This is a genomic window from Streptomyces olivoverticillatus (assembly GCF_014203555.1).
GTDB lineage: Bacteria > Actinomycetota > Actinomycetes > Streptomycetales > Streptomycetaceae > Streptomyces > Streptomyces olivoverticillatus.
In genome coordinates this window covers 62405-83909 of record NZ_JACHJH010000007.1, presented here as the reverse complement: position 1 = coordinate 83909, position 21505 = coordinate 62405, and the positions used below count along the sequence as shown (strand labels likewise).

Here is a 21505-nt window from a genome sequence, read left to right as displayed (position 1 = left end):
ATGAAACGAGAACGGCCGTTCTTGAATTCTGGTGTGCGGGGACCCGCGCCCGGCCCGTTGAATCCGTGTCAGTCCAGCAGTGCCAGCGCCTGGGCGGCCGCGTCGCGCAGCCGCCCGGGCCCGCGGCTGACCCGGCCGACGACCCGCAGGCCCTGAAGGAGCACCAGCAGCATCCGGGCGAGCGCCACCGGGTCGCGCTCCGCGGGCAGTTCGCCCTGTGCCCTGGCCCGCATCAGCGCCGAGGTCAGCGCCGTCTCCAGGCTGTGCCAGCTCTCCTCGACCTGCCGCGCGGTGTCCGGGTCGTGCGCGGCCAGCTCCACCGCCGTGTTGGTCACGAAGCAGCCGCGCCGGAGCTCGTCGCAGGCGGCCTCCTCCGCGAAGCGGTGCACCAGCGCCCGTACGGCGGGCAGCGCCGGCCCCGGCTGGGAGAGCTCCTCCACGATGCGCGGGCCGCGCTGCTCGCCGTAGCGCTCCAGGGCCTTGAGGTACAGCTCGCGCTTGGAGCCGAACGTCGCGTAGAGGCTGGCCCGCGCGATGCCGAGGTGCTCCACGAGGTCGGCCATCGACGTCGCCTCGTAGCCGCGCCGCCAGAACAGCTCCAGAGCCGACTGCAGGGCGGCGTCCGGATCGAATTCCTTGGTCCTCGCCACGACGCCGACCCTAGCCCTATCGAGAACGATCGGTCAATAAAATGAGTTGGCGCTATCAAACGAGTTCGCGCTATCAACCGACTTGAAAAAACGTGACATTGTACGCTGGAGGCCACAACCTGCACGGAGGTCTCAACATGGGCGAACGCCGGCTCCGCGACCCCCTCGCCGCTCACGAGCGGCTGCGCGACAAGGTCGCCCACGCGCTGCGTGCCGCCCTGATATCCGGTGAACTCCGCCCCGGAAGCGTGTACTCCGCGCCCGCCCTCGCCGCCGACTTCGGCATCTCCGCCACGCCCGTCCGCGAAGCCATGCTCGACCTGGCCCGCGAAGGCCTCGTCGAACCCCTCAGGAACAAGGGGTTCAGGATCACCGAGGTCAGCGAGCGCGACCTCGACCAGTTCACCGAGATCCGCGCCCTGATCGAAATCCCCACCGTCGGCCTGGTCGCCCGCACGGCCGCCCGCGAACGGCTCGAAGCGCTGCGCCCGGTGGCCGAGGAGATCGTGGCCGCCGCCCGGGCCCACGACCTCATCGGCTACCTGGAGGCCGACCGCCGCTTCCACCTCGGACTGCTCGCTCTCGCGGGCAACGAACGCCTCGTCGAGGCGGTGGGCGACCTGCGCAAACGCTCCCGCCTCTACGGCCTCACCCGCCTCGACGAGCGCGGCGAGCTGCTGCCCTCCGCCGAAGAGCACCTCGAACTGCTGGAGCTCTGCCTGGCGGGTGACGCCCCGGGCGCCGAGGCCTGCACGGCCCGCCACCTGGGCAAGATCCGCTCCCTGTGGGCGCAGGCGCGCGACGAGCCCGTCGAGGCGGCTCCGAAGTTGTGCCTGGGCGGTTCCCCCCGTCCCCGCATCCTCTGACGCGGCCGCCCGCCGGGCCGGGCCATCGAAGTCCTTCCTCTTCGGCAAGTGATGGTAAAGCGGAGGGGCATGGGTTGTCAGTGCAATTTCACATTACTATGGTACAGGCGCACCTCCGTAACTGACGCAACATCAACTCCCACTAGGAGAACCGGTGTACGCGGTACGTCACGTGCGCAAGGGGCTGATCGCCGCCACCCTCGCGGCCTGTCTCGCCCTGCCCATGGCCGGAGCCGCCCAGGCGGCTCCCACCCCCCACAAGAGGCCACCCGCTGCCGCCACCTCCACGGGCGGCAGACCCGCGGCCGCCCGGCCCGCGGACGGCAGACCCCCCGACGAGCCCGACCGGCTCGCCGTCCCGCCCAAGGAGTCGAGCCGCACCCCCGTGCCGGGCGGCGGCAAGGTCGACCCCGGACGCCTGCCCGGCGCAGCCCCCCAGTCCCCCACCCCCAGCGGCAAGCCGGCCAAGGCTCTGGACGGCACCGTCCCCTGCACCCTCGACGGCATCACGGGCCTCGACCCCGAGCACCTCGCCGACTTCCTCACCGACCCCGCCGTCACGGCCGACGGCTGCCTGCACGGCCTGATCTGGACCTGGGACGCACGCCTCGCCCCGGTCATGTCCCGGGCCCACGTCCAGGCCGTCTCCCGCCGGATCGCCGCTCTCGCCCCCGGCCACGGCGGCACCGACGCCACCCACCTCTACGAGCTCTTCACCTACCTCCACGCCGCCGTCTACCAGGACTTCTCGCACGACGAGATCGACCTGACCGACCCGGCCACCGTCGGCGCGATGCGCAGCGCCATTGACGCCTTCGCCGCCGCCGCCCACACCTTCGACCCCACCCGGCAGAACGCCGGCACCCTGCGCGAGGCCCTGACCGCGGGCAGCGCCCCCGGCCTGCGCCAGCACCAGCTCGGCCTGGTCACCCGGGTGCTCGCCACCCTCGCCCCCGGCGCCTCCACGGCTGCCGACCCCGCCTGGGGCGGCGCCGCCCTGGCCGCGCTCACGGTCAACTACCTCGGCATCTACCCCGGCAACAAGGACACCGCCTTCCAGCAGGCCGCGGCCGCCGACCCCGGCTACCGCGCCGCCTTCCGCGCCTTCTCCGGCCACACCCACCTCAAGAACACGCCCAACGCCTGGGCCGTGCGCGATGCCCTCGGCGAATACGGCCGCTTCGGCCAGATCGACAGCCTGCGCACCGCCATCGTCGGCGACCTCGGCACCCTGCTGACCACCGCCCAGGCCAACTTCGGCGACCTCAGCGCCCCCTGGGCCTCGGTGGTCTCCTGGCTCAACTACTACGAGGCCTGCGCCCCCTTCAACGTCTGCAAGCCCCAGATCGAGACGCGGCTCTTCCCGCACACCTACACCTACGACAAGGGCGGCATCGAGGTCCACACCGCCCTCGACCAGAGCGTCGTCGACCAGCTCTACTACGCGAGCAAGCAGGTCAAGACCCAGTTCTTCCGGATGCTGGGCACGGACGCACCGCTGGCCGGCGACCCCAACACAACCCTCCACATCCACCTGTACGCCTCGCGCGCCGACTACGAGGTCTTCCACCCGCTGCTGACCGGCATGGGCACCAACAACGGCGGCATCTACGTGGAGCGGGGCGCCACCTTCTACACCTACCAGCGCCGCGTCCCGCAGGACTCCACGCTCACCCTGGAAGAGCTCTTCCGGCACGAGTACACCCACTACCTCAACGGCCGCTGGGCCGTTCCCGGCATGTTCGGCGACGCACCCTGGTACACGGGCGACCTGACCACCGCCATGGACGAGGGCACCGCCGAGTTCTTCGACGGCGCCACCCGCGACGACGGCATCAAGGTCCGCAAGTCCCTGGTCAAGGGCGTCATCACCGACACCGCCGGCGGCCGCCCGCGGATGACCGTCAACCAGTTCCTGCACGCCACCTACGACGGCGACGGCTTCCGCTTCTACGACTACGCGGGCACCTTCTTCGAGTTCCTGTGGACCGAACACCCCTCGCTGCTCCGCGAGATGTACGGCTACCAGCGCGCCAATGACCCCAAGGGCTTCGACGCCTGGCGCACCCGGATGGGCTCCGACGCCGCGATCCAGCGGGAGTACGACGCCTTCCTCGACGAGCAGATCGCCGACGTCGACGGCCTCTACGTGCCGGACACCCACTTCACGCCCAACGGCTCGCTGGACTACTCCCGGCCCGAGGAGGTCCGCTCGGCCTTCATCAAGGCCACCGGCATCACCCCGGCCTGCACGGGCAACGGCGACACCAACGGCAGGGCTCGCTTCACCTGCACCGGCCGCATCACCGCCAACCTCTCCAACTCCCAGAACGCCGACCATGTCTTCGAGGACATGTCCAAGACCGTCGACTACTTCATCCTCACCCGCACCCGCCCGGCCGCGAACAACCTGGCCGACATGAACTGCTCCTTCGGCGGGGTGGACATCTGGACCACGGGCGACGCAGGCTCCGCCGACTTCACCTGCGAGGGACCCCTGCGCAGCTGAGACGCCATTACCCCGGGAGTAATCGCCCCCACCGCCCCCGGGCGGCAAGGTGATGACCACGGCCCCCGGACCCGCGCACTCGGGTCCGGGTGGTCGTGGCCATCGCTTGTCCACCAAGGAGAGAACCATGTCGCAGAGCCGTTACGACAACGCCGTCGCCCGCTACTTCGAGGCCTGGAACGCCACCGACGCCATCGCGCGGGCCAAGGCCGTCGCGCAGGCGTGGAGCGAGGACGGTACCTACACCGACCCGCTCGCCGACGTGCGCGGCCACGCGCACGTCGCCGCCGTGATGGCCGGGGCGCACGAGCAGTTCCCGGGGTTCGAGTTCCGGCAGACCGGCGCGGCCGACGGGCACCACGACACCGTGCGGTTCTCGTGGGAGCTGGTCAGCCTGGCCGACGGGTCCGCGCCCGTCGCCGGGTCCGATGTGGTGACGCTGGCCGAGGACGGCCGGATCCGTACCGTCCTCGGCTTCCTCGACCGGGTGCCTACGGCCTGAACGGCGGCTCCATGAGGGCGGCGGCCGTCTCCGCGTCGGCGGGGAGGAAGGTCTCCAGGGCCAGCTCGGAGACGGTCACGTCCATGGGTGTGTTGAAGGTGGCGATGGTCGAGACGAAGGACAGCGTCCGGCCCCCGTGTTCGATCACCATGGGCAGCGCGAAAGGCACCGCCGCCCCCTCCGCCGCCCGCTCCTCACCCACCGGGTCCGGCAGCGGGTAGGCGCTGACCTCCTCGTACACCGCGCGCAGCGGGGCCGACCGCAGCACCGCCAGCTGCCGCTCCATCTGGTGCAGCAGATGGGCGCGCCATTCACGGAAGTTGCGGATGCGCGGGGCCATGCCCTGCGGGTGCAAGGTGATGCGCATGGCGTTCAACGGGGGTGTGAGCAGCGGCTCGGCGACGCCGTCCAGCAGCGTCGTGATGCCGCTGTTCGCCGCGAGCACGCGGTACGTGCCGTCCACGATCAGTGCCGGGAACGGCTCGTAGCTGCGCAGCAGCCGCTGCAGCCCCTCCCGCAGCCCGTCCATCGCCGGGTCGTCCAGCGGCCGCTCGGGGTAGTGCGGGGCGTAACCGGCGGCGATGAGAAGGGCGTTGCGCTCCCGGACGGGGACGTCGAGGTGGTCGGCCAGCCGCAGCACCATCTCCTGGCTCGGCCGCGACCGGCCCGTCTCGATGAAGCTGATGTGCCGGGCGGAGGAGTCGGCACGCAGCGCCAGCTCCAACTGGCTGATCCGCCGCCGGTCCCGCCATTCGCGCAGCAGCGCTCCCACGCCCGCTTCCGGGGCAGCCGCAACAATTGTCATGGCCCGACCGTAACCCGGATGCGCCCGCACATTGACGCGAAAGCGCCCCCGTCACATGGGACGCTGGCATCACGGGTACCCGCCGGTACCCCATGGACGAAGGGGATGGTGTGATGGCAGTGGAACCGCTCTCGCAGAGGGATGTCGAGGAACGCCTGCAGGAGCTGCCCGGCTGGAGCACGGACGGCGACCGGATCACGCGGACGTACACCTTCGACGGGCACTTCCAGGCGGCCGCGCTGGTGATCCATGTCGCGCAGATCCAGGAGGAGTTGGGCCACCACTCCGATCTGACCCTGGGCTACAACACGGTGACCCTCACGGTGAACACGCACAGCGTCGGCGGCAAGGTCACCGGGCTCGACGTCGAACTGGCCCGCCGCGTCGAGGCGGTCGCTCCGGGACACGGGGCGCGCTGAGCCGGGGCCCCGGGACGGCCGGGGCCCGCGCCGCCGCCCGTCAGGCGTAGTCGAACTCCTCGGGATCCGGGCCCAGCCGCCTGCCCCGGTCGAGGCCGGCGATCGCATCCAGGTCGGCGTCGTCCAGCACGAAGCCGAAGACGTCGATGTTCTCGCGGATGCGGGACGGCGTCACCGACTTGGGGATCGCCACGTGGCCCAGCTGGAGGTGCCAGCGCAGGACGACCTGGGCCGGGGTGCGGTCGTGCCGGGCGGCGATGCGGGCGAGGACGGGGTTGTCGAGGAGGCCCTTGCCCTGGCCGAGCGGCGACCAGGCCTCGGTGGTGATGCCGTGCCGTGCGTGGAAGGCGCGCAGCTCCGCCTGCGGGAACTGCGGATGGAGCTCGACCTGGTTGACGGCAGGGACGACCGGGGTCTCGGCGAGCACCCGCTCCAGGTGCGCGGCCGAGAAGTTGGAGACGCCCACCGCCCGGGCCCGCCCGCTCTCGGCGAGCTCGGCGAAGGTGCGGACGATGGTGACGTAGTCGTCGCGCATGGCTCGGGGCCAGTGCACGAGGTACAGGTCGATGTGGTCGAGCCCCAGCCTGTCGAGCGAGGCGTCGAACTCCCGCAGGACGCTCTCTCGGGTCCACTTCTCGGTGGCGCTGTTCCACAGCTTGGTCGTCACGAACAGCTCGTCGCGGGGGATGCCGGAGGCGGCGAGCGCCCGGCCCGTGCCCTTTTCGTTGTCGTAGACGGCGGCGGTGTCGATGCTCCGGTAGCCGGCTTCGAGGGCGGTGGAGACGGCGGCCGTCGCCTCCTCGTCGGGGATCTGCCAGACGCCGAAGCCGAGCTGAGGCATCGCGGCGCCGTTGTTGAGGGTGAGGGAAGGGACGTGGCTCACGGGGATCGATCCTTACGTGCGGACGGGGGGAGGCTCGCCTCGATGTCACCTTCCCCGCGCGCCGGGATCCGTCGCGGGATACCGCCGTTTGCGCTACTTGCCGTAGAGGCCCTCGACGTCCGTCGCGTACGCCTTCTCGATGGCCTTCCGCCTCAGCTTGAGGGTCGGGGTCAGCAGGCCCTGGTCCTCGGTGAAGCGCGCCGCCAGGATGCGGAAGGTCCTGATCGACTCCGCTTGCGATACGAGCGTGTTGGCCGCGACGACCGCCCGCCGGATCTCGGCCTCCAGCTCGGGATCGCGCACCAGATCGGCCGGCTCGGACACCGGCTTCCCCCGCATCGTGAGCCAGTGGGCGACCGCCTCCTGGTCGAGGGTGACGAGCGCGGCGATGTACGGGCGGTCGTTGCCGACGACGATGCACTGGGCGATCAGCGGATGGGCGCGGACCCGCTCCTCCAGGGGCAGCGGGGAGACGCTCTTGCCGCCGGAGGTCACCAGGATCTCCTTCTTCCGCCCGGTGATCGTCAGATAGCCGTCCTCGTCCAGCTCGCCCAGGTCGCCGGTGGCGAACCAGCCGTCTCGCAGCACCTCGTCGGTGGCGCGCCCGTCGCCGAGGTAGCCGGTGAAGACCTGGCCGCCGCGCAGCCACACCTCTCCGTCGTCGGCTATGTGCACGGTCGTGCCGGGCACGGGTCTGCCGACGGTGCCGTAGCGGGTGCGCTCGGGCGGGTTGGCGACGGCGGCGCCGGTCGTCTCCGTCAGCCCGTACCCCTCGAAGACGGTGATGCCCGCGCCCGCGAAGAACAGCCCCAGATTCCGCTCCATCGCCGAGCCGCCCGACATCGCGTGCCGCACCCGTCCGCCCAGCGCCTCGCGGATCCGGGAGTAGACGAGCTTGTCGAATACCTGGTGTTGCACGCGCAGCGCAGCGCCCGGCCCCGGGCCCGTGCCGAAGGCCCGCTCCTCCGCCGCCTGCGCATAGCGCAGGGCGACGTCGACGGCCCGCTCGAACGGGCCCGCCTTGCCCGCCAGCTCCGCCTCCCGCCGGGCGGAGGCGAAGATGCCCTCGAAGACGTAGGGCACCGCCAGGATGAACGTCGGCCGGAACTCCCGCAGGTCCGGCAGCAGTGCGGCGGCCGACAGCTGCGGCTGGTGGCCCAGCTTGACCCGGCCCCGGACGGCCGCGACCTGCACCATCCGCCCGAAGACATGGGCGAGCGGCAGGAACAGCAAGGTGGCCGCCTGCTCACCGGGGCGGGAGCGGAAGACGGGGTCGTAGGCGCGGACGATGTTGTCGGCCTCGGCCATGAAGTTGGCGTGGGTGAGTACACAGCCCTTGGGGCGGCCCGTGGTGCCCGAGGTGTAGATGACGGTGGCGGGGGATTCGGGGGTGAGCGCCATGCGGTGCCGGTGGACCACCGCGTCGTCGATGCGTTCCCCGGCCGCGCAGAGCTCGGCGACGGCGTCGGCGTCCAGCTGCCACAGCCGGGCCAGGCGCGGCAGCCGGTCGACGACCGAGCCGATGGTCATGGCGTGGTCCTCGTGCTCGACCACGCAGGCGGAGACCTCCGCGTCGTGCAGCATCCAGAAGACCTGCTCGGGCGAGGAGGTGGGGTACAGCGGTACGGGCTGGGCTCCGACGCACCAGAGGGCGAAGTCGAAGAGGGTCCACTCGTAGCGGGTGCGGGACATGACGGCCACGCGGTCGCCGAACCGGACGCCCTGTGCGAGCAGGCCCTTCGCCAGGGCCAGCACCTCGTCCCGGAAGGTGCCCGCGCTCACGTCCTGCCAGCGACCGTCCGCCTTGCGGCCGAACACCACCCGGCCGGGATCCTCGGCGGCATGGTCGAACACGACGTCCGCCAGTCCTCCGACGTGGGGCGCCGTCACCAGGGATGGAACGGTGAACTCGCGCAACTCTCGCTCCTCGCGACGCTCCGCACAGCGCCGTGACCGTACCCGATCCCGTCCGCGTGCGAACCCCCCGGATTCGCCTCACTCCGCCTCCCCGCCGGGTCTCGACCGAATCTGCACGGAATCCGCCACCGATGCTCACCCGGTGTCCGAGTGTCTCCGCAGGGGACCGGCTCACCCCTCGGGTTCCGCGGTGGGGGCGTGCAGCCGGTCCCCGGCGGCGAGGATCACCTCGGCGAGCGCCTCGGCGCTGCCCGCGACGGGGCTCGGCCGGGTGCCCGGTGCGGTCTGCGCGCCGTGGAGCAGCACCACGTCGATGCCCCCGAGCTCCGGCAGTCCGGCCCGGGCCGGGATCCGGACCAGGCCCGGCGGGATCATGCCGAGGGTGTGCGCCATCACGCCCAGCCCCGCACGGGCCGCGGCCACCAGGCCGTTGAGGCTGCCGCTGGTGCAGGCCACCCGCCAGGAGCGGCTGTGCCGTTCGAGCACGTCGAGGGCGCGGGAGCGGGTCACCGCCGGGGGCGGGAAGACCACCAGCGGCACGGGCCGGTGCGGGTCCAGGCGCAGCTGCTCGCTGCCGATCCATACGAGCCGGTCCCGCCAGACCAGCCGGCTGCGGCCGTGCGTCGACTGGTACGGGTGGTCCGGATGGCGCTTGGCGAGCACCAGGTCGAGCCGCCCGGCTGCCAGCTGCTCGTGCAGCGTGTCGGAGAGCTCGACGGTCAGTTCCAGCTCGACCTCCGGGTGGTCGCGGCGGAAGCGCTCCAGGATCTCCGGCAGCCGCGTCAGGACGAAGTCCTCCGACGCCCCGAACCGCAAGCGGCCGCGCAGCCGCGTCCCGGTGAACCACTGTGCCGCTCGCTCGTTGGCCTCCAGGATCGTCCGGGCGAAGCCCAGCATCGCCTCGCCGTCCTCGGTCAGCGTGACGCTGTGCGTGTCCCGGGAGAACAGCTGCCGCCCGGCGGCCTCCTCCAGCCGGCGCACCTGCTGGCTCACCGTCGACTGCCGCACCCCGAGCCGGTGAGCGGCCTGGGTGAAGCTCAGGGTCTGCGCCACGGTGAGGAAGGTGCGCAGCTGCGTGGGATCGAACACGGGGCCACCGTAGCCTGCTCATCGCCAATCGTGATAGCAGTCAGAGTGGTGAACGGGGTTCCCGATAGGCGGCCGGGCGGTCAGGCTGGGTGCCATGCGCCGCTTCCGTCCGCCCCGCATCAAGCTCCCCATAGACCCCTATATAGCCGCCCTGCTCGGCACCGTGCTGCTGGCCACGCTGCTGCCCGCCCGCGGCGCGGCCGCCACCACTATGGACGGCCTCTCCACGGCCGCGGTGGCCCTGCTCTTCTTCCTCTACGGCGCCCGGCTCTCCACCCGCGAGGTGGTGGAGGGCCTGCGCCACTGGCGACTGCACCTGACGGTCCTCGGCTGTACGTTCGTCATCTTCCCGCTGCTCGGCCTTGCCGCCCGCGGCCTTGTGCCGTACGTCCTCACGCCGGAGCTGCACACCGGTCTGCTGTTCCTGTGCGTGGCGCCCTCCACCATCCAGTCCTCCATCGCCTACACCTCGATGGCCCGCGGCAACGTGGCCGCCGCGATCTGCGCGGGCTCCTTCTCCAGCCTCGTGGGCATCGTGCTCACCCCGCTGCTGGCCGCGCTGCTCCTGGGCGGCAGCGGGGGCGGCTTCTCGCTCGACTCGCTGCTGTCCGTCCTCCTCCGGCTGCTGGCCCCCTTCCTGGCCGGGCAGCTGCTGCAGCGCTGGGTCGGCGGCTTCCTCACCCGGCACAAGCGGGTGCTGGGCCGGGTCGACCGCGGTTCGATCCTCTTCGTCGTCTACACGGCCTTCAGCGCGGGCGTCGTCCGGGGCGTCTGGCACCAGATCGGCCCGTGGCGGCTCCTCGCCCTGCTGGGGGTGGAGGCCGTGCTGCTCGGGCTGATGCTCACCCTCACCAGCCAGGGGACGCGGTGGCTGGGCTTCGACCGCGAGGACCGGGTCGCCATCACTTTCGCCGGCTCGAAGAAGAGCCTCGCCAGCGGGCTGCCGATGGCCACCGTGCTCTTCGGCGCGCAGGCGAGCCTGGCGGTGCTGCCGCTGATGCTCTTCCACCAGCTGCAGCTGATGGTCGGCGCCGTCCTCGCGAAGCGGTACGAGCGGCAGCTCGCGGCGACGGTCCGGGACGCCCCGGCCGTGGCGCCCCGCGCGGCGGCCGACGCAGCGGTGCCGTAAGGCCTCGCCGGGCGGCCGGGCGGCCGGGCGGGCCGCTCGGTCAGCCCGTCCGGTCCAGCGGCAGCCACAGCACCGCATCCCGGCGCTCCGGCGCCGCATTGGTCTCGCGCAGCCTGGCCAGCTCGGCATCGGTCAGCCCCCGTCCGTAGACCCGCACCTCATCCAGATCGCCCGTCAGATACGCCCGGCCGTCCGGCTTCTGCCCGAGGTGCACCCCGAACGTCGAGGTGCGGCTCACCGTGCCCGGGACATCCGCCACGGTGACGGCGACCCCGTCGACGGCGAGCGTCAGCCGGCCGCCCGTGCGGCGCAACGCCAGCTGGTGCCACTGCCCGTCGTCGTACGCACCGGCCGCCCGGACCGTCGCCGTGCGCGCCGGCCCGGCGCCCGCAACGGCCGTGAGCCGCCCGGCGATCCGGCCCGTCTCCGGCTCCCCGTACAGCGCCACCTGCGGTGAGCCGCCGACCCCGCCCATCCACAGCAACGGCTGCTCGCCCTTGGCGGCCCGGTGGCGGAACCACAGCACCGCCGTGAAGTCCCGGGTCCGCAGCGGCAGGGAGGGGCGGTAGGGCAGGCGGACGGCCGCTTCCTTGCCGTCGAAGGCGAGGGCCTGCCCGAACCGGCCCTCCACCTGCCGGGCGCCGCCCAGTATCGGCGCATCCCGGCCGTCCGCCGAGCGGTCGGGGGTGGTCGGGTCCGGGCCCCGCCGGGGGCCCAGCCACTCCTCCGTGAAGCGGGCGAAGCGGATCTCCTGCCGGGCGTCCGCTTTTCCCGCCTCGTAGAGCAGGCCGACCGTGCCGGTGCCGACGAGCGTCATGTCCGAGTAGCCGGACCAGTCGGCGGTGACCTGTCTGCCGCGCTCGGCGCCCTCCCAGGTGCGGCCCTCGTCGTAGGAGGAGCGGATCGTCATGGTGCGGCGCCGGTCGGGGTCGGCGGGCGCCGAGAACAGCCAGCGGCCGGAGCGCAGCGGGAGCACGGCCCCCTGCACCATGGGGGAGTAGAGGCCGGGCAGGGACCGGAAGGGCGCGGTGAAGCCCGCGCCGCCGTTGCCGCTGACCGCCTCGTCGCGATTGCCGAGGTCGGTGCCGCCCTGCTCGCGGCCGTTCACGTACACCGTGCCGTCGTCGCGCTCGGCGAGCGTCAGCTCGGAGGGTTTCTGGCGGTACGTCGAATCCGCGGCCACCCGGAAGGTGTCGGTCGCGCCGAGCCGCCAGTGCGCCCCGCCGTCGTCGCTGAGGGCGAGCGCCGCGTGGTTGGCGGAGGTCCGGGTGCCGTTGTGGCTCTCGGCGTTGACGCCGATGACGAGCCTGCCGCGGTGGCGCCCGTGGGCGAGCTGGATGCCGTGGCCGGAGCCGGTGGCGTACCAGGAGTTCCAGGAGGCCGGCCGGATCGACGCCGTCAGCTCGCGCGGGCGTGACCAGCTGACGCCGTCGTCGTCGCTGTACTGCAGGTGCGGGGTGCGGTTGCAGGGCACGTCGCAATTGCCCGCATCGGCCCGGCCTTTGTTGTAGGTGGTGGCCAGCACGATCCGGCCGGTGCGCCGGTCCACGACCGGGGCAGGGTTGCCGTGGGTGTCCCCGCGGCCGGTGTTCACGACCCGCGGCGGCTCCCAGGTCCGGCCGCCGTCGGTGGAGCGCTTGACGACGACGTCGATGTCGGTGGCGTCACCGCAGTTGCGCTTCCTGCCCTCGGCGAAGGCGAGCAGGGTGCCGCGGTTGGTGGTGACGACGGCCGGGATGCGGTAGCACGCGTAGCCGCCGTCCGGCTCCTGCGAGGGCTTGAACAGGACACGCTCGTCGAAGTCGGCGAAATCCGAGGGGCTTGCGGCACCCGTGTCCGCTCCGGCCGGGTGGGGGAAAGGGGTGGCCAGGGCGAGGGTGAGGGCGGGAACGAGCAGGGCGAGGCATCTGACGAGGCATTTGGCGAGGTGTCGCGGTGGCGTCACGGAAGTGGCCCGTCCCTTTCGCGTCGAGGCCGTCGGCCGGTCCTGTCCGGCGCATCTTTGCCCTCCCGGGCCCCCTCCCAAAACCGGGGCCCCATGGGCAATCCGGGCTCACTACGGTCGCAGCAGCACCTTGCCCAGGTTCGCGCGCGACTCGATGATCTCGTGCGCCTTCGCCGCCTCTTCCAGCGGCAGCTCGGCGTGGACGCGCGGCCGCAGCCGCCCGGCCGCGAAGAGCTCCCACAGCTCCCGCCGCCACTGCTCCAGCAGCTCGGGCCGGTGGCGGGCTATGAGCGCGATCTGGAAGCCGACGGCGGATTTCGCGCCCACCAGCAGGTCGTACGCCTGGAGGGTGCCACCGCCGGAGCTGTACGCCACCAGTCGCCCGCCCGGCGCGAGCGCGGCCATCGCGGGGGTGAGGAGCTCGCCGCCCACCGCATCCAGCACGATGTCCACCGGCTCGCCCCAGGAGTCGTCCCCGTAGGTCACGACCTCGTCCGCCCCCAGGGAGCGGACGAACTCGGCCTTGGCCGGCGAGCTCACCGCGGCCACCACCCGCCCGGCGCCCCGCGCCTTGGCGAGCTGCACGGCCAAGTGGCCCACCCCGCTCGCCGCGCCGGTCACCAGAACCGACTCTCCCTGCGTCGGGCGGGCCGCCTCGAACGCCCCCAGGGCCACCAGTCCGGACCGCACCAGGGCCACGGCGTCGGCGGCGCTCGCACCTTCCGGTACGGGCGAGACCATGGCGGCACCCAGGACGGAGAAGTCGGCGTATCCATCGGAGAAGCACAGGCCCGTCACGCGGTCGCCGACCGCGAAGCCCGTGACCTCGGGGCCGACCGCGGTGACCTTTCCGGCCACCTCGCCGCCCAGGCTCGCGGGCAGGGGCAGGCCGCCTTCGCGCACCTTGCGGACGACGGGCAGGGTGACGCCGACGGCCTCCGTGCGCACCAGGATTTCGCCCGGACCGGGGGCGGGGGTGTCGGTGTGCTCCAGACGCAGGACTTCGGGTCCGCCGTTCTCGTGATACCGGACGCGACGCATACGCACCTCCATGGGCGCTCAGGATGGGTAGACAGGCAGGGACTTCGGCGTCATTCGTTGGGAACTCCAACGTTGGTAGCCCCTACGGTACACGACTTCATTGGGAAGTCCAACGGTTTCCGTTACGCTCGACCCATGGCAGACGAAGACCGCCCGGGCGCGAGCACCGCCGCCCTCGCCCGCATCCAGACCCTCCCCAGCTGGCTGCTCAACCGGGCCTCGGCGCGCGGCCGCCGCCTCGTGGCCGAGGCGCTGGCCCGCGACGGGATGCGCATGCCGCACCACGCGGTCCTCTCCGCCGTCGCGGACCTCGGCCCGGTGGCCCAGGCGGAGCTGGGGCGCACCACCGGCTTCGACCCCAAGGACATGGTCGGCATCCTCAACGACCTCCAGGCCCAGGACCTCGTCAGCCGCGCCCCCGACCCCTCCGACCGCCGCAAGAACGCCATCACCCTCACCCCCGCGGGGCGCCGCCGCCTCGCCCGCCTCGCCAAGCTCGGCGACGAGGCGAACGAGACGCTGCTCGCCGCGCTCACCCCCGCCGAGCGCGAGCTGTTCCTGGCCCTCCTCACCCGTGTGGTCGAGGAGGACGCTTGACGGAGCGGTCGGTGGTGGAAGTTCCTCCGGATGACGGGCGGCGACCCGCCGGATCTGGTGGGATGTCACACGATGTGAGCACACGGCACAAGGAGGCGGAAACGCACGAACGGCAGCGGTTGGTGATGCCCCGTGCCCGTTTACGGGGCAACAATCAACAGACCACGGCGAGAAGCAACCGGAACAAGGTGAAACGGGGTGTCGCGTGAACCTGCAGCAGATGCACTACACCTCCACCGCCACCGTGGGCCCGGGCGGCTCCGGCTTCCGCCTCACCGCCTCGAGCCCCGAGCTGCCCATCACCCTGCTGGGTGAGGCGGAGCAGCTGATCGGATACGAGCCGCCGCTCGACGCCCCCCTGCACCCCTCCGCCGAGGAGCTCGCCCTCTTCCCGGTGGCGTTCAGCCACAACCGGCTCTCCGACGGCAGCCGCCTGCTGTACCGCATCATCCGCACCAGCCCCGGCCGCGGCGGCCGCCACGGCAACTTCCACGCCCACGCCGTACGCCTCTCCGACCACAGCGGCCTGCCCGGCGGCCTGCTGCCCATCGAGGCGTGGGAGTCGCCCTCGTGGGCCGACCGCACCCCGGACGGCGGCGCTCCGGACCCGCTGCCGTCCCTCTCACCCGCCCGGCGCATCGACAAGAAGGGCCTGTTCGAGTTCGTCCACGCCCGCGCCGACCGGCTGGAGGCCTTCCTCGCCGACGTCCGCACCCTCTTCCGCACCCCCGACGCGCCCCAGCTCCTCGTCGTCGAACGGGACAGCGTCCACACGGCCTACTGGATCGCCATCGCCAGCGCCGTCCTGCCCCGCGACCTCGCGGACCGGCTCACCTTCACCACCTACACGCGCCGCCCCATGCTCGCCCGCCAGCAGATCGTCGGCGCCTTCCCCGACGCCGACTTCGACTACGACTCCGCCGCGGCCGAGCAGCGCTACCGCGTCCACGACTGCACCGGCGGGCCCTCCAGCCCCACCCGGACCGAGCACGACCCCTGGGCGGCCGTCGCGGCCCGCATCTGGCTGGCGGGACAGCCCGCGCTGTTCGCCGAAGCCGCACGCCGCACGGGCGTCGGCACCGCCCCCGGCGCGGGCTCCGACCACGACCCGCGGGACGACGCCGACCGGCTCGCCGCCCTCGCCGCCCGTGAAGGCATCACCCTCGACTCCAACGGCCGCACCGCCGCGGCCCGCTGGGTCCGCCGGCGCACCGCCGGCGGCGGCCTCACCGAAGCCGTCCGCACCCCGCTGCTGACCACCGTCGCCGCGGGCGGCACCGACCGCACCCCCGAGGAGTGGACCGTCCTCGGGACGCTCACCGAAGAGTTCGCCTCCTCCGCGTTCCGCACGACCGCTGCTCCCCTCAGGCGCGACCTGCGCGCGGAGCTCGACCGGGTGGCGGGCGACCCCGCCACCCCGCTCGTCCGCTTCCTCACCCTCCTGCGCCTGGCCGAAGCGCTCCGGGTGGACCGCTCGGCCGTCCTGCCCGTCCTCACCGAGCGGCTCACCGCCGCCCTGCTGAACGAGGCGTCGGCCGACCGCAAGGTCGTCCGCGCCGCCCTCGACGCGCACGCCGAGCTGCGCTGCGCCGTTCTGGACGCGCTCGACCGGACCGCCGCCACGGGCGACCCACACCCCATCGTCCGCCTGCTCGCCGCCGAGCTCCCCGGCGCCGACCTCACCGGCCGCCCCCACCTGCGCATGTGCGCGGAGGTGACCGACGATCCGGCGCGCGAAGGCGGCGAGGCGCCCCCCGACGACCCCGCCGAGCGCCCCGCCCGCATGCGCAAGCTCACCCTGACGGCCGGACCCGAGCACCAGGAGAGCCCCACCGTCCTGCGCACCGCTTTCCGCCTCGTCTGGGGCGGCCGGCCGCTGCCGACCCCGGAGGCCGCCCGGCTGCTCGCCGAGCTCCCGGCGGGCTGGCACCAGGCGGACGGCCTCGTCCAGGCCTTCGTCCGCACCGCCCTCGACAGCACCGCCGACGACCCCGTGGCACCCGGCCTGGCCAAGGCCCTGCTGAAGAGCATCCTCGGCTGCGGCACGGAACTGGCCCTCAGGGAACGGGCCGCGCTGCTGCTCCTCGAACAAGCCGGCGACATCGCCGACGGCGCGGCCCTCCCCGGCTGCACCGGCCGAGTCGTCGCCCTCCGCCGCCAGGCCGCCCCGCTCGAACCGGGCGCCGAGGAACGGCTGAGCAGGGCCCTGGCCCAGCGCCTGCTCGGCGTGGACCCGCCGCCCGCCCCCGGCGAGCTGCCCGACCTCATCCACTCCGGCGACGAGTGCCTGCTGCGCGCCTACGCCCGCGAGGCGCAGGGCCGGGCCGTCCGCGAACTGCTGCGCTGCACCCCGCCCACCTACGCCGCCGTCTGCTTCGTCGCCTGGCACACCGCCCCCGAAGTGAGCGGCCTCTGGGACGAGATCCGCACCGAGCTGCTGGTCTCCGTCCTGAGGCCCGAGGTGCGCCGGATGACCACCGAGGACATCGAGGAGGTACGGCGGTGCCTGCGGCAGGTCGGCGGCCAGTGGGCGGAGATGTTCCACGAGTGGGACCGCTTCGGCGTCCTCGGCCGCCTCAGCGGCCGCTGGCGCGGCCGCCCCGGACGGCCGTGAACCGGACGGCCGTGAACCGGACGGCCGTGAACCGGACGGCCGTGAGCCAGGCGCCGGGCGGCTACGCCAGACGCACCCGCTGCTCGCCCGCATAGACGTTCATCGAGGACCCCCGGAGGAAGCCGATCAGCGTCATCCCCGTCTCCACCGCCAGATCGACGGCGAGCGACGACGGCGCCGACACCGCCGCCAGCACCGGAATCCCGGCCATGACCGCCTTCTGGGCCAGCTCGAACGAGGCCCGCCCCGAGACCAGCAGCACCGCGCCGGACAACGGCAGCAGCCCCTGCTGCAGGGCGCGCCCCACGAGCTTGTCGACCGCGTTGTGCCGGCCCACGTCCTCCCGTACGTCCAGCAGTTCGCCGTCCGGCGCAAACAGCGCGGCGCCGTGCAGGCCGCCGGTCCGGTCGAAGACGCGCTGCGCCTCGCGCAGCCGGTGGGGGAGTTCGGCGAGCAGTTCCGGTGCGAGCGAGAGCGGCCCCGGCCCGTCGGCGACGGGCCAGCGGGCCGTGGTGCGCACCGCGTCCAGGCTCGCCTTGCCGCACAGCCCGCAGGAGGACGTGGTGTAGACGTTGCGTTCGAGGGTGATGTCGGGGACGGGGACGCCGGGGGCGAGCCGTACGTCCACGACGTTGTAGGTGTTCGAGCCCTCGTCGGTGGCCCCGGCGCAGTAGACGATGTTCGCCAGCTCGTCGGCGGCGCCCAGCACGCCCTCGCTGACCAGGAAGCCGGCCGCGAGCGCGAAGTCGTCGCCGGGCGTGCGCATGGTGATGGCCAGCGGCTTGCCGTTCAGCCGGATCTCCAGCGGTTCCTCGGCGACGAGCGTGTCGGGGCGGGCCGTGACGGCCCCGTCCCGGATGCGGATGACGCGGCGGCGTTCGGTGACCCGTCCCATGGTGTTCAGTTCCCGGTGATCGGTTGTGGCTGGTGGCCCGGCGGTCCATTGTCGCGCGCCGCCGTCCGGGCACGTGACGTGGGCCTCATCCCCGGCGAGAGCCCTCCCGGACCCGCCCCCCGTGGCTACCGTTCGGTAGGCAGTTCCGATTCACGATGCGCCAATTCCCCGCCCCGACCGTGCACCGAGAGCGGAGATCACCCATGGCCACCACCCTCAGCACCCCCGCCTCCCCCCTCCTCAAGCCCGGCACCGAATGGGCCGCTGCCTGGCAGCGCTGCCTGGCCGCCGCCCCCGAGGCGTTCCGCGAGGACCGGGTCCTCAATCTCTGGCGCGGCACCTGGCAGGCCGACGGCCGCCCGCTGCCCGCCACCACCCCCGTCGACGGCACTCCGATCGCGGGCCCGCCGCGGCTCGACGCGGCCACCGCCCGGCAGGCCGTACGCGCCTCGCTCGACCAGCACCGGGCCTGGCGCGAGGTGCCGCTCGCCGAGCGCAAGGCGCGGGTGAGCGCCGGCCTCGACGCCCTGACGGAACACCGCGAACTCCTCGCCCTGCTCCTCGTATGGGAGATCGGCAAGCCCTGGCGGTTGGCGCAGGCCGACGTCGACCGAGCGATCGAGGGCGTGCGCTGGTACGTGGCGGAGATCGACCGGATGACGGCCGGACGCAGCCCCCTGCCCGGCCCGGTCAGCAACATCGCCAGCTGGAACTACCCGATGAGCGTGCTCGTCCACGCCATGCTCGTCCAGGCGCTGGCGGGCAACGCGGTCATCGCCAAGACCCCCACGGACGGCGGCCTGGCCTGTCTCACGCTGGCCGCCGCCCTCGTCGCGCGGGAGGGGGTGCCCGTCACGCTGGTCAGCGGCAGCGGAGGCGAGCTGTCGGAGGCGCTGGTGCGGGCGCCGGAGATCGGCTGCGTGTCCTTCGTCGGCGGCCGGGACACCGGCGCCCGGGTCGCCACGGCAGTCGCCGACCTGGGCAAGCGGCACATCCTCGAACAGGAGGGTCTCAACACCTGGGGCATCTGGGACTTCACCGGCTGGGACGCCCTCGCCCCGCAGATCCGCAAGACCTTCGACTACGCCAAGCAGCGCTGCACGGCCTACCCGCGGTTCGTCGTCCAGCGCTCGGCCTTCGCCGACTTCCTCGCGCACTACCTGCCCGCGGTGCGGGCGGTGACCCTGGGCCACCCGCTGGCGGTCGACTCCGCGCAGGACGACCTGCCGGACCTGGATCTCGGCCCGCTGATCAACGCGGCGAAGGCGAAGGAACTGACGGACCAGGTCGCCGAGGCCATCGACCGCGGGGCGATCCCGCTGCACCGCGGCGAGCTGTCCGCGGGCCGCTTCCTGCCGGGGCAGGACACCAGCGCGTACGTACCGCCCGTCACCCTCCTCAGCCCGCCGCCGGCCTCCCCGCTGCACCACGCCGAGCCCTTCGGCCCGGTCGACACGATCGTGCTGGTGGACACCGAGGCCGAGCTGCTCGCCGCCATGAACGCCAGCAACGGCGCCCTCGTGGCCACCCTCTCCTGCGACGACCCAGGCGTGTACGAGCGGCTGGCCCCGCAGATCCGCGCCTTCAAGACCGGCCACGGCACGCCGCGCTCGCGCGGGGACCGACAGGAGCTGTTCGGCGGCTTCGGCGCCTCGTGGCGGGGCGCCTTCGTGGGCGGGGAGCTGCTGGTGAGGGCGGTGACACAGGGATCCTCGGCGGACGAGCGGCTGCCCGGCAACTTCCCGGACTACCACCTGATGCCCTGACCCGTGGCGGGCCCGGCGCCGGCCAGGAGCGCTCACTCCTGGCCGGGCACGGAGGAGTCGCTCGCCTTGCCCATAAACGAGCCTTATGTCCCGACAAATGGCCTGGTGAAGGGCGCTCCGAAAGCTTGATACAGTTATCCATGTCGCCGCGGGGAACACCCCGCCAAGACAAAACACCTAGTCCGGGTGGCGGAATGGCAGACGCGCTAGCTTGAGGTGCTAGTGCCCTTTATCGGGCGTGGGGGTTCAAGTCCCCCCTCGGACACCAGAGAGAACCCCAGCTGAGCTGGGGTTTTTCTGTGTATGTACCCAGAGATCCACGAGGCATGAACGTTTCAAGCACCACCCGTACCACCAGCACCGACCGCACCACCGATAACCGGCTCTCCCCGGCGGGACGCCCCGTCCGGGTGGGTGTCCTGGTCACCGCGCTGCTCACCGCCTGCATCGCCTTCCAGCTGAACGCGAGCATGCTCAGCCCGGCGCTCAAGAACATCGAGGACAGCCTCGGTGCCAGCTCCGCCGAGATCGGGCTCACCCAGACCGCCTTCTTCACCTCCGCGGCCCTGTTCTCGCTCTTCCTGCCCCGGCTCGGCGATGTGATCGGGCGCCGCAAGGTGCTGGTCGGCATGCTGGCCCTGATGGTCGTCGGCTGTGTCGTCGCGGCCCTCGCGCAGAGCGTGCCGATGCTGTTCGTCGGCCGTGTCATCCAGGGCGCGTCCGGGCCGACCGTCCCGCTGTGTCTGATCATGCTGCGGGTCGAGGTGACCGAGCCCAAGCGGTACGGCACCCTGCTGGGTGTGATCACCGCCGTCAACGGCGGCATCGCCGGCGTCGACTCGCTCGCGGGCGGCTTCCTCGCCGACAAGCACGGCTTCCAGGCGGTGTTCTGGGCCATGGCGGGCGTGGCGGCCGTCGCCACCGCGCTCGTCGCCGCCCTGGCGCCGGAGTCGAAGGTCGCGGACGCGAAGCGGATGGACTGGCCCGGTGTCGGCCTCCTCGTCGTCTCGGTCGGATCGCTGCTCGTCGCGCTCAACGAGGCCGGCAAGCTCGCCGCCGCGAACTGGGGCATGGTGGCCGCGCTCACGGTCCTCTCCGCCGCCGCCTTCGCGCTGTTCTGGCGGACCGAGGACCGCTCCCGCCACCCGCTGGTCGCCACCAGGCACCTCAAGCAGCGCGGTACCTGGGCCACCCTGCTGACCACCGTGCTCACCATGACCGGTGTGTTCGCCGTCATGAACGGCCTCGTCCCGGCGTTCGCCCAGGACGCGAAGGCGGGTCTGGGCATGACCGCCGAGCAGTCCGCGTGGTGGACCCTCACCCCGTACGCCCTCGCCGGTCTGGCCATGGGCCCGATCGCCGGCCGGCTGGCCGCCACCTACGGCTACGGCCGCGTGCTGCGGCTCGGCCTCATCGGCTCGGCGGCCTCCGTCGTGCTGCTGATCGTCACGCTGCCCGGCCACTCGCGCGTCATGCTGCTGACGGCCTCCCTCCTCGTGGGCATCACCTACGCGGGCGTGGCGAACATCGTGCTCAACGGGCTCGGCGTCGTGCTGTCCCCGGGCGAGAACCCGGGCTTCCTGCCCGGCCTGAACGCGGGCGCCTTCAACCTCGGTGCCGGGCTCAGCTTCGCGCTGCTCTACGCGGTCAAGACGGCGACGCTGCCGTCCGACCCGGCCTCGTCCGGCGACTACACCGCGGGCATGATCGCGGGCGTGGTCATCCTGGCCGCCGCCCTCGCGACGTCCTTCCTGATCCCGAAGCCGGTGGCGGCGGAGGCCCAGGGCTGACGGACCCGGCTCATCGTGGAGGCGGCCGGGCGCGACCCGGCCGCCTCCACGCGTTTTGCGCCGATTCCGGGGAAAGGTATTCGGCGGC

The 21505-nt window shown here is 72.6% G+C and carries 17 protein-coding genes and 1 tRNA gene; 10 read left to right on the top strand and 8 right to left on the bottom strand.

Annotated features, from left to right (window positions below):
• Positions 1-68: 68 nt before the first annotated feature.
• Positions 69-650: a TetR family transcriptional regulator C-terminal domain-containing protein gene (locus FHS39_RS22075; RefSeq protein ID WP_184351176.1), complete on the bottom strand. Its 582-nt coding sequence runs from the start codon at positions 648-650 to the stop codon at positions 69-71.
• Between the two features lie 137 nt (positions 651-787).
• Here FHS39_RS22075 and FHS39_RS22070 point away from each other — a divergent pair, with 137 nt between their 5' ends.
• The 3 genes from FHS39_RS22070 (at position 788) to FHS39_RS22060 (ending at position 4527) form a co-directional block, all read left to right on the top strand.
• Positions 788-1516, top strand: a complete 729-nt coding sequence (locus tag FHS39_RS22070; RefSeq protein ID WP_184351175.1) for a GntR family transcriptional regulator — start codon at positions 788-790, stop codon at positions 1514-1516.
• 154 nt (positions 1517-1670) lie between these two features.
• Complete coding sequence (locus FHS39_RS22065; RefSeq protein WP_425507806.1) at positions 1671-4025, top strand: collagenase; 2355 nt, start codon at positions 1671-1673, stop codon at positions 4023-4025.
• Between the two features lie 127 nt (positions 4026-4152).
• A complete protein-coding gene (locus tag FHS39_RS22060) occupies positions 4153-4527 on the top strand; it encodes a nuclear transport factor 2 family protein (RefSeq protein WP_184351174.1) in 375 nt (124 codons plus the stop codon).
• On the opposite strand, the gene FHS39_RS22055 is transcribed toward FHS39_RS22060, so the two are convergent.
• Complete coding sequence (locus FHS39_RS22055; protein WP_184351173.1) at positions 4517-5332, bottom strand: helix-turn-helix domain-containing protein; 816 nt, start codon at positions 5330-5332, stop codon at positions 4517-4519. The genes FHS39_RS22060 and FHS39_RS22055 overlap by 11 nt on opposite strands.
• Positions 5333-5445: 113 nt before the next feature.
• Here FHS39_RS22055 and FHS39_RS22050 point away from each other — a divergent pair, with 113 nt between their 5' ends.
• Positions 5446-5751, top strand: a complete 306-nt coding sequence (locus FHS39_RS22050; protein WP_184351172.1) for a 4a-hydroxytetrahydrobiopterin dehydratase — start codon at positions 5446-5448, stop codon at positions 5749-5751.
• Between the two features lie 40 nt (positions 5752-5791).
• Here the strand turns inward: FHS39_RS22050 and FHS39_RS22045 are convergent, their stop codons facing one another.
• From FHS39_RS22045 to FHS39_RS22035, 3 genes are all read right to left on the bottom strand, one after another.
• The gene (locus FHS39_RS22045; RefSeq protein ID WP_184351171.1) at positions 5792-6634 is read right to left on the bottom strand and encodes an aldo/keto reductase; all 843 of its coding nucleotides are present in this window, start codon (positions 6632-6634) and stop codon (positions 5792-5794) included.
• 93 nt (positions 6635-6727) lie between these two features.
• Entirely contained in the window at positions 6728-8551 is a 1824-nt protein-coding gene (locus FHS39_RS22040) for an AMP-dependent synthetase/ligase (RefSeq protein ID WP_246470401.1), read from the bottom strand.
• 171 nt (positions 8552-8722) lie between these two features.
• On the bottom strand, positions 8723-9640 hold the full coding sequence (locus FHS39_RS22035; protein ID WP_184351170.1) for a LysR substrate-binding domain-containing protein: 918 nt from the start codon (positions 9638-9640) through the stop codon (positions 8723-8725).
• Positions 9641-9734: 94 nt separating this feature from the next.
• Here FHS39_RS22035 and FHS39_RS22030 point away from each other — a divergent pair, with 94 nt between their 5' ends.
• Positions 9735-10769: a bile acid:sodium symporter family protein gene (locus tag FHS39_RS22030; protein WP_184351169.1), complete on the top strand. Its 1035-nt coding sequence runs from the start codon at positions 9735-9737 to the stop codon at positions 10767-10769.
• Positions 10770-10809: 40 nt separating this feature from the next.
• Here the strand turns inward: FHS39_RS22030 and FHS39_RS22025 are convergent, their stop codons facing one another.
• Together FHS39_RS22025 and FHS39_RS22020 are read right to left on the bottom strand one after the other, a co-directional pair.
• Positions 10810-12714, bottom strand: coding sequence for an exo-alpha-sialidase (locus FHS39_RS22025; RefSeq protein ID WP_343069683.1), 1905 nt, complete (start codon positions 12712-12714; stop codon positions 10810-10812).
• A 111-nt stretch (positions 12715-12825) separates the two neighbouring features.
• The gene (locus tag FHS39_RS22020) at positions 12826-13755 is read right to left on the bottom strand and encodes a quinone oxidoreductase family protein (protein WP_184351168.1); all 930 of its coding nucleotides are present in this window, start codon (positions 13753-13755) and stop codon (positions 12826-12828) included.
• A gap of 135 nt (positions 13756-13890) precedes the next feature.
• Here FHS39_RS22020 and FHS39_RS22015 point away from each other — a divergent pair, with 135 nt between their 5' ends.
• Entirely contained in the window at positions 13891-14352 is a 462-nt protein-coding gene (locus FHS39_RS22015; RefSeq protein ID WP_184351167.1) for a MarR family winged helix-turn-helix transcriptional regulator, read from the top strand.
• 205 nt (positions 14353-14557) lie between these two features.
• A complete protein-coding gene (locus tag FHS39_RS22010) occupies positions 14558-16966 on the top strand; it encodes a GTPase-associated protein 1-related protein (RefSeq protein ID WP_184351166.1) in 2409 nt (802 codons plus the stop codon).
• Positions 16967-17027: 61 nt separating this feature from the next.
• Here the strand turns inward: FHS39_RS22010 and fdhD are convergent, their stop codons facing one another.
• Entirely contained in the window at positions 17028-17861 is an 834-nt protein-coding gene (gene fdhD / locus FHS39_RS22005) for a formate dehydrogenase accessory sulfurtransferase FdhD (protein ID WP_184351165.1), read from the bottom strand.
• A gap of 203 nt (positions 17862-18064) precedes the next feature.
• Here fdhD and FHS39_RS22000 point away from each other — a divergent pair, with 203 nt between their 5' ends.
• The 3 genes from FHS39_RS22000 (at position 18065) to uriT (ending at position 21417) form a co-directional block, all read left to right on the top strand.
• Positions 18065-19627, top strand: a complete 1563-nt coding sequence (locus FHS39_RS22000) for an aldehyde dehydrogenase family protein (RefSeq protein WP_184351164.1) — start codon at positions 18065-18067, stop codon at positions 19625-19627.
• A 180-nt stretch (positions 19628-19807) separates the two neighbouring features.
• Positions 19808-19895 (top strand) — tRNA-Leu (locus tag FHS39_RS21995).
• A gap of 58 nt (positions 19896-19953) precedes the next feature.
• On the top strand, positions 19954-21417 hold the full coding sequence (gene uriT, locus FHS39_RS21990) for a uridine transporter UriT (RefSeq protein ID WP_184351163.1): 1464 nt from the start codon (positions 19954-19956) through the stop codon (positions 21415-21417).
• Positions 21418-21505: the final 88 nt, after the last annotated feature.

Coding starts and splice junctions, on each gene's coding strand:
- FHS39_RS22015 (WP_184351167.1), top strand. CDS start 13,891: ATGGCAGACGAAGACCGCCCGGGCGCGAGCACCGCCGCCCTCGCCCGC.
- uriT (WP_184351163.1), top strand. CDS start 19,954: ATGAACGTTTCAAGCACCACCCGTACCACCAGCACCGACCGCACCACC.
- FHS39_RS22000 (WP_184351164.1), top strand. CDS start 18,065: ATGGCCACCACCCTCAGCACCCCCGCCTCCCCCCTCCTCAAGCCCGGC.
- FHS39_RS22020 (WP_184351168.1), bottom strand. CDS start 13,755: ATGCGTCGCGTCCGGTATCACGAGAACGGCGGACCCGAAGTCCTGCGT.
- FHS39_RS22060 (WP_184351174.1), top strand. CDS start 4,153: ATGTCGCAGAGCCGTTACGACAACGCCGTCGCCCGCTACTTCGAGGCC.
- FHS39_RS22070 (WP_184351175.1), top strand. CDS start 788: ATGGGCGAACGCCGGCTCCGCGACCCCCTCGCCGCTCACGAGCGGCTG.
- fdhD (WP_184351165.1), bottom strand. CDS start 17,861: ATGGGACGGGTCACCGAACGCCGCCGCGTCATCCGCATCCGGGACGGG.
- FHS39_RS22030 (WP_184351169.1), top strand. CDS start 9,735: ATGCGCCGCTTCCGTCCGCCCCGCATCAAGCTCCCCATAGACCCCTAT.
- FHS39_RS22050 (WP_184351172.1), top strand. CDS start 5,446: ATGGCAGTGGAACCGCTCTCGCAGAGGGATGTCGAGGAACGCCTGCAG.
- FHS39_RS22055 (WP_184351173.1), bottom strand. CDS start 5,332: ATGACAATTGTTGCGGCTGCCCCGGAAGCGGGCGTGGGAGCGCTGCTG.